The 2,777-nt window shown below is 47.8% G+C and carries 3 protein-coding genes; all 3 read right to left on the bottom strand.

All coding sequences use genetic code 11. The annotated features are described in order from the left end of the window. On the bottom strand, positions 1-1,255 hold a 1,255-nt coding region (locus HUT38_04620; GenBank protein NUQ57735.1), incomplete at its 3' end, for a LamG domain-containing protein. A gap of 70 nt (positions 1,256-1,325) precedes the next feature. After that, positions 1,326-2,561 (bottom strand): hypothetical protein, encoded by a 1,236-nt coding sequence (locus HUT38_04615; protein ID NUQ57734.1) that lies wholly within the window; start codon positions 2,559-2,561, stop codon positions 1,326-1,328. 6 nt (positions 2,562-2,567) lie between these two features. After that, positions 2,568-2,777, bottom strand: a 210-nt coding sequence (locus HUT38_04610) for a hypothetical protein (GenBank protein ID NUQ57733.1), incomplete at its 5' end; no start/stop codon positions are given.

Here is a 2,777-nt window from a genome sequence, read left to right as displayed (position 1 = left end):
TCCATCCCGGATCGGAAAAAGAAGGTTTTGAAGGGTTTTCGGAAATATAATACCCCGCCACTCCGACATTGTCGGAAGCGGAAAGAGAAAGAAGAACGAACTCGGAATCAACGGTCGGAGCTCCGCCGTTGATAATCACCGAACCGGAAGGAGGAACCGTGTCCGATCCGGACTGGTTGGTGACAAAGCTCATATCTGAGCCGCAGGCTGTTCCGCTTCCGTTGGACGCTTTGGCCCGGTAATGATAAACAACGCCGGGAGAAAGGCCGGAAACTGAAGCGGAAACGTTTTGAACCGCGGTTCCAGAAACATTCTGGACGGGGGTGGAGTTTCCGTAAGAAAAGGAACAGTCGGCCGAAGCGGCAAGGCCGTATTCGAACCAGACGCTTGACGCCTGTCCGCCGGGATCGACCGTTCCGTTTAAAACGGCGGAAGACGAACCCGCGACGGCCGGCGGCAGGTAAAGGGCGAGTTCGGCCGCTTCCGCGTCGGAAATCGCCCTGTTATATATTCTCACTTCGTCTATGAGGCCGTTGAAGTAGCCTCCTCCCCCCGCCCTTCCTCCTATCGCAGATTGAGAAAACGAGGTCATGGGAACGATAACATTGCCGATTTGATGGTCTGAGGAACTGATTTTTTTACCGTCAACGTACAACGATTGTTTTCCCGTGGACGAATCATACGTTCCAACAACATGGTGCCACGCGGAAACGGGGCTGGATAAAAGAAAGGAAGACGTTACTGTTTTTTTTGTTCCTGCTTGATTTTTGGTGGTAACTGTAAAGCTTATGGAGGATTGATTTGTTTTATAAAACGCAAACTGTATTCCTTCTCTCATTTGAACGTCGGCATCGTATTTATAATTTCCGTATATTATATCTTCTCCGCTGGCGTCGTTTATGTTCTTGTTAAACCATAATGAAACGGATACGTTGTCGCTGTTCGCTGCGGGAATGGAAACGAAACTGTCTGAACCGTTGAAGCTTAAGGCTCCGCCTATTTTGCCGACAACCGCAGTCGCCCCGTTTACGGAACCACTCCTCCCGTTGCCTGAAGAATCAGCAGCCGTGCCGTCGTTGAATGTGTAGTTAGCCGCAATTCCGTCAGTGAGAGCGGCCGCCGATATTGGTAATTTGAACACATAAAGGAAAACCAACGGCAAAATTGCGAAAGTTAACAAAAAATATTTTATTTTTTTTGAAACGCGTCCGTCGCGGTGATTTGTTGTTTCAACAAAAAAATTTTTCCCCGTCATTGTTGTTTCATCTTGACACTATATTATTTTACCGCGTTGGACAAACTGACGCAAGTTCTTTCTCCGGGCGTCATTTCAACTTCAGACTCCAGAGATGACCGTTGTTTTTGTCGGTAAAAATCAGATAAGCGTCGTCTTCACTGATTTTCGGATTTATAACATCGGCGCCGAATTTTTGAGAAATAATTTTAATTTCGCCAGTAATCAGATTCTTGCTCCAGCTAAGGTCGTCAAAAGACTGCTCGCCCTGATACCACGAGTCGGGGTATTTCCCGTCGGTGAAATTTGCCGGAGCGGCGCAATATATCATATCCTTGTTTTTTCTGCTCCATGTGCACTTCTCCGGAAAAGTTTTTATCCCAAAAGAAGAAATGCTGTTTTTCTTCAGGTCGAAAATCATGGTTTCCATGCTTCCGTTTACAATTCCGCTGAAAACAATCTTGTCGCCCGCAGGAGAAACAAGGGCGGTTAGGCCTTTTATCCCGCCGAACGCTTTGGACAAGCTGCCCGTTTTTTGATTAAGAAAATACAGATACCCGTCGGCGGTGTAAGACGGCTTGGTGAGTAAAGCTATAATATCCTTGGCCGGCCAACTTACATTGAATTCTCCGAAAGGAAGCTCAAATATTTTCTTCTGATTTTTATTATCGTATCCGGAAACAATTCCCTCGGTCATCCCCCCTGCCCCATTAAGATAAAAAACCTTGTCTTCAAAGGGAGAAGCGGCTACCTCCGTGACGCTATCGGGCAATGCCACGCCCCTTAAAACCATTTCTTCAGTGCTGGTGGCTTTGAACAAGTGCCCCGCCGAAGCAAGGAAAGTTTTGACATCCAGACCGGCTTCGCCTCCGGAAGATTCCTCAAAATACCTTACCGCCAGCTTATCCCCCTTCGGCGACCACAGGGAGTCAAAGGTTTTAAGGATGGTAGTGTTGGACAGACGCGTTCTTTCCGTTCCGTCCGTTTTTACTTTATAAATATGCCCGGTCGCCCTTTCCATATATAAAACACTACTGGTGCCATAGAATCCGGCGCCGCTTACGGGGACGTTAGTCAGTCTGATCAAAGCCGCCGCTTCCTGATTCTGTTTTTTGGAAGAAGAATCGCTTCCATCGTTTCCGCCGCTTCGGGACGACCGTCTTCCGCCCTGGCTTTCTCCGCCGGTCGGGAAAGTTCCCGCTCCGCCGCCAACTTCTTCTTCGGCGCCATTATTAACCGGACGGCTGACAAGATAAGCGAAAACAATAACGGCGGCAAATATCACGATTCCGGCGAAAATTATTATTTTTGTTATTTTTTTATCCATAAAGTTTTACTTTCTGTTTTCTTGTTCCGTGTTAAAAAACGAGTTGCCTTCAAAGCTGACCAGTTGCGGGTTGATGGTGTAAAGAACCAGATAGGCGGCAAATGCCAGCACCAGCCCCCAGATGGCGCTTTCTATTTTACTTTTGGCTTCGCCTCTTGTTTTCTCATTGGCGCCACTGGCAATCCACATCACTCCGCCGATGGTTATCTGCAGCAC

The organism is Candidatus Paceibacter sp. (assembly GCA_013360865.1).
In the GTDB taxonomy this organism is placed as follows: domain Bacteria; phylum Patescibacteriota; class Minisyncoccia; order UBA9983; family UBA9983; genus SURF-57.
The sequence above is the reverse complement of the archived record's forward strand: the minus strand, read 5'-3'. Positions and strand labels throughout refer to the sequence as shown.